This window comes from Actinophytocola sp. (assembly GCF_035712165.1).
Classification (GTDB): domain Bacteria; phylum Actinomycetota; class Actinomycetes; order Mycobacteriales; family Pseudonocardiaceae; genus DASYTH01.
The window spans coordinates 1-3,617 of record NZ_DASTBH010000117.1; the positions used below are offsets into that span (position 1 = coordinate 1).

Here is a 3,617-nt window from a genome sequence, read left to right on the forward strand (position 1 = left end):
CTCGAGCTCGAGACCGGCCAGCAGGGTGCCGAGCCGGAACAGGTTCTCGACCACGTGCTCGGCCTGGCAGCCCGGGCACCAGGGCCGCACCGGCGCCGGAAGCTCGGGACTGATCGCCGCGGACAGCTCGCCCTTGGTCGCCTGCCGGCCGGGGAACCGCTCGCGCAGCAACGTGACCACCTGATCGAGCGCCGCGAGCACATCCACACCGGAGTCCAGGATCGCCGGGCCATGGCCGGCCAGCCAGATCAGCAGATCCTCCGGGCGCCTCGGCCGCAACTCCGCCCGCAGTGCGGGCAGGTCCCGGCGCCGGTGCACGTGCGGGGCGCCGCGGATACTCAGCACCCGGACCAGCTCCGGGTTCCCGTACGGCCGCAGATCCCCGGTGCGCACCGCGAGGGCCAGGTCGGCCGAGCCCGAGGGCGCGTCCTGAATCCCGATGTCCAGCACACCGGCCGTCTCCGCTCGGCCGGCGTTCTGGCCGGTGGCCGACTCGGCGCCGGTCAGCCCCTGCACGTGCGCCCGGTGCGCCACGACGGCCTGCCGGGTCAACACCGTCATGGCCGGTGTCCCTCAGGCGCCACTGACAAGCCCGGGCAGGCCGAGGATCTCCCCCGCGAGTTGCTTGGGCGAGCGGCCGTCCGTGGCCACCTCGACCGTCGCCACCTCGCGGTAGAGCGGCAGCCGGGCCTCGAGCAACTCCCGGAACCGGGCCCGGGGGTTCACCCCGGCCAGCAGCGGACGTGCCGTGGACAGCCCGGTCCGGCGCACCCCCTCGCCCAGCCCGACGTTGAGGAACACCACCGGATGCCCGGCAAGCAGCGCGCGGGTCCGCTCGGACAGCACGGCGCCGCCGCCGAGTGCGAGCACCCCGGCGTGGCCGTCCAGTGCGGCGCGTACCGCTTCCTCCTCCGCGGCCCGGAACACCGGCTCGCCGTCCTCGATGAAGATCGTGCTGATGGTCTTGCCCACCTTGGCCTCGACGTCGACGTCGGTGTCCCGGAACGTCACGCCGAGAGCGTCGGCCAGGGCCCGGCCCACCGTCGTCTTCCCCGACCCGGGCGGGCCGACCAGGATGAGCACCGGTCCCTGCGCGGTCACGGGCGGAGAATATCCGCCGGCCCCCTCCGGGTTATGCGCCATGGCCGCCGTTCCCGTCGGTGCGGAGCCAGTCGTCCCGAACCATCTCGTACTCCACCTCGCCGTGCTCCGCTCCGTCGATCGGATCCGTCCAGTCGACCCAGAAGGTCCGCACGAAGCGCAGCCCGACCTTCTCCAGCACCCGTCGGGAAGCCTTGTTGACCGCCATGGTCTCGGCCCATACCCGGTGCAGCTGCGTCTCGGTGAACGCCTTGTCGACCAGTGCCCGGGCCGCCTCGGTGGCATATCCCCGGCCCCAGGCCGACGCACGCAACCGGTAGCCGAGCTCGGCCTCGGCCGCCGTGCCGCGCTCCGGTGCCCGAAGCTCGACCCAGCCCAGGAAACCGCCGGTGGACCGCTCCTCGGCGACCCAGGTGCCGCGTCCGGCGACCCGCTCGTAGTCGGCGAGAATCCGGGGCAACAGGCCGCCGCGCACCTCCGCCCGGGGAACCGGCCGGCCGCCGGTCAGAAACCGCAGCACCGCCGGATCGCTGTTGAGGTCGGCCAGATCGTCCACATCGGCCTCGGTGAACCGGCGCAGCACCAACCGCTCGGTCTCCAGGAATGCCGCGGGCAACGGCTACCACAGCTCCCGCAGCGACTTGAGGTAGGACTCGGCGTTGCGCCGCGCCTCACCGATGGAGTCGCCGCCGAACTTCTCCGCCGCGGCGTCGGCGAGCACCAGCGCGACCACCGACTCCAGCACCACTCCGGCACGGGGCACCGCGCACACGTCGGAACGCTGGTGGATCGCGACCGCCGGCTCTCCCGTTCGGACATCCACTGTGGACAGTGCGCGGGGCACGGTCGAGATGGGTTTCATCGCGACCCGGACCCGCAACGGCTCGCCGTTGGTGATCCCGCCTTCCAGGCCGCCGGCGCGGTTGGTCCGCCTGCTGATCCCGAACTCGCCGTCGGCCCGGTCGATCTCGTCGTGCGCCTGGCTCCCCCACCGCCCGGCCGTGGTGAAGCCGTCGCCGATCTCCACCCCCTTCATGGCCTGCACGCCCATCAGGACACCGGCCAGCCGGGCGTCCAGCCGCCGGTCCCAGTGCACATGCGACCCCAGGCCCGGCGGCAGCCCATACGCGATCACCTCGATCACGCCGCCGACCGTGTCGCCGGCCGCCTTCACCGCCTCCACCTCGGCGACCATCGCCTCGGTGCCCGCCTGGCCGAAGGCGCGCACCGGGCTCGCGTCGATCGCCGCCAGATCGTCCGGGCCGGGCAGCTCCCCCTCCGGCGCGCGGGCCGCACCGATCGAGACCACGTGGCTGATCACCTCGACGCCGAGCAACTGCCGCAGATAGCCCCGCGCCACCGTGCCCAACGCGGTGCGAGCCGCCGTCTCCCGCGCGCTGGCGCGTTCCAGCACCGGACGTGCCTCGTCGAAGCCGTACTTCTGCATGCCGGGCAGGTCGGCGTGACCGGGCCGGGGCCTGGTCAGCGGCTCGTTGCGGCTCAGCCCGGCGATCACGGCCTCGTCCACCGGGTCGGCCGCCATGACCTGCTCCCACTTGGGCCACTCGGCGTTGTCGATCCGGACCGCGATCGGCCCGCCCTGGGTCAGTCCATGCCGAACTCCGCCGAGGAACTCCACCCGGTCCGTCTCGAACCCCATCCGGGGGCTGCGGCCGAAGCCCAGGCGCCGGCGGGCGAGCTGCACGTCGAGCTCGGCGGTGGTGATCTCGACTCCCGCCACCATCCCCTCCAGGACGGCGACCAGCGCGGGTCCGTGTGACTCTCCAGCGGTCAGCCAACGCAACACACGTCGATCCTGTCATGACGCCCCCGTCATCGTCAGAGCCGTGCCCGGAAACAGCACGACCAGACAACTCGCCGCCAGCAGGCCCGGACCGTGCGGGATGCCGTTCCACCACGACGCCGCGACCTGGCGAGGCGCGACCAGGCGCAGCACGAGCGTGCACCCGGCGGCCAGCACGGCCGCGAGCACCAGCGCCGGCCAGCCCACCGCGCCGAGCACCCCGCCCAGCGTCCCGGACAGCTTGACGTCGCCGGCCCCGAGGGCGCCCGGCCGCAGCAGGTGCACCGCGGCATGTACCGCGAAGAACACCACCGCGCCGGCCGCGGCTCCGGCCGCAAGCGGCGCGCCGCCCCCCAGCCCGGCGGCCAGCGCCAGCAACGCGCCGGCCACCGGATAGGCCGGCAGGGTGAGCGCGTCGGGCAACCGCCGGTGCCGCAGGTCGGTCACGGTGAGCAGGACGGCGAACCAGATCAGCGACAACGGCACCGGCAGCCACCAGGACGGCAGGTGCCCGCCGGCGAACCGCCAGCCGACCACGCCCCAGAGCGCGCCGACGACGAGAGCGCACAGTCCGGTATGGACACACGCGCCGCGACGCAGGCGGCGCAGCAACCAACGGCCGATCATTCCGGCCAGCGCGCCGGAACCGGCGAACAGCAGTGTTGTGACGATTGCGTGCATGCCTCAACGGTCGGCCACACCGGCTTGCCGG

At 73.5% G+C, this 3,617-nt stretch carries 5 protein-coding genes; all 5 read right to left on the bottom strand.

Going from position 1 to position 3,617, the window contains the following annotated elements; translation table 11 throughout:
* A partial coding sequence (locus VFO68_RS05995) for a DNA glycosylase AlkZ-like family protein (protein WP_325157148.1) occupies positions 1-561 on the bottom strand: 561 nt, incomplete at its 3' end.
* Between the two features lie 12 nt (positions 562-573).
* Positions 574-1,101 carry a shikimate kinase gene (locus tag VFO68_RS06000; RefSeq protein ID WP_325157149.1) on the bottom strand — a complete coding sequence of 176 codons (528 nt, stop codon included), beginning with the start codon at positions 1,099-1,101 and terminating at the stop codon, positions 574-576.
* A 31-nt stretch (positions 1,102-1,132) separates the two neighbouring features.
* The gene (locus VFO68_RS06005) at positions 1,133-1,717 is read right to left on the bottom strand and encodes a GNAT family N-acetyltransferase (protein ID WP_325157150.1); all 585 of its coding nucleotides are present in this window, start codon (positions 1,715-1,717) and stop codon (positions 1,133-1,135) included.
* A gap of 3 nt (positions 1,718-1,720) precedes the next feature.
* Positions 1,721-2,908 (bottom strand): chorismate synthase, encoded by a 1,188-nt coding sequence (gene aroC, locus VFO68_RS06010; protein WP_325157151.1) that lies wholly within the window; start codon positions 2,906-2,908, stop codon positions 1,721-1,723.
* A gap of 12 nt (positions 2,909-2,920) precedes the next feature.
* On the bottom strand, positions 2,921-3,586 hold the full coding sequence (locus tag VFO68_RS06015) for an A24 family peptidase (RefSeq protein ID WP_325157152.1): 666 nt from the start codon (positions 3,584-3,586) through the stop codon (positions 2,921-2,923).
* Positions 3,587-3,617 lie beyond the last annotated feature (31 nt).

Bases quoted from the DNA above. Each gene is read 5' to 3' on its own strand.
- VFO68_RS06015 (WP_325157152.1), bottom strand. From the start codon at position 3,586: ATGCACGCAATCGTCACAACACTGCTGTTCGCCGGTTCCGGCGCGCTG.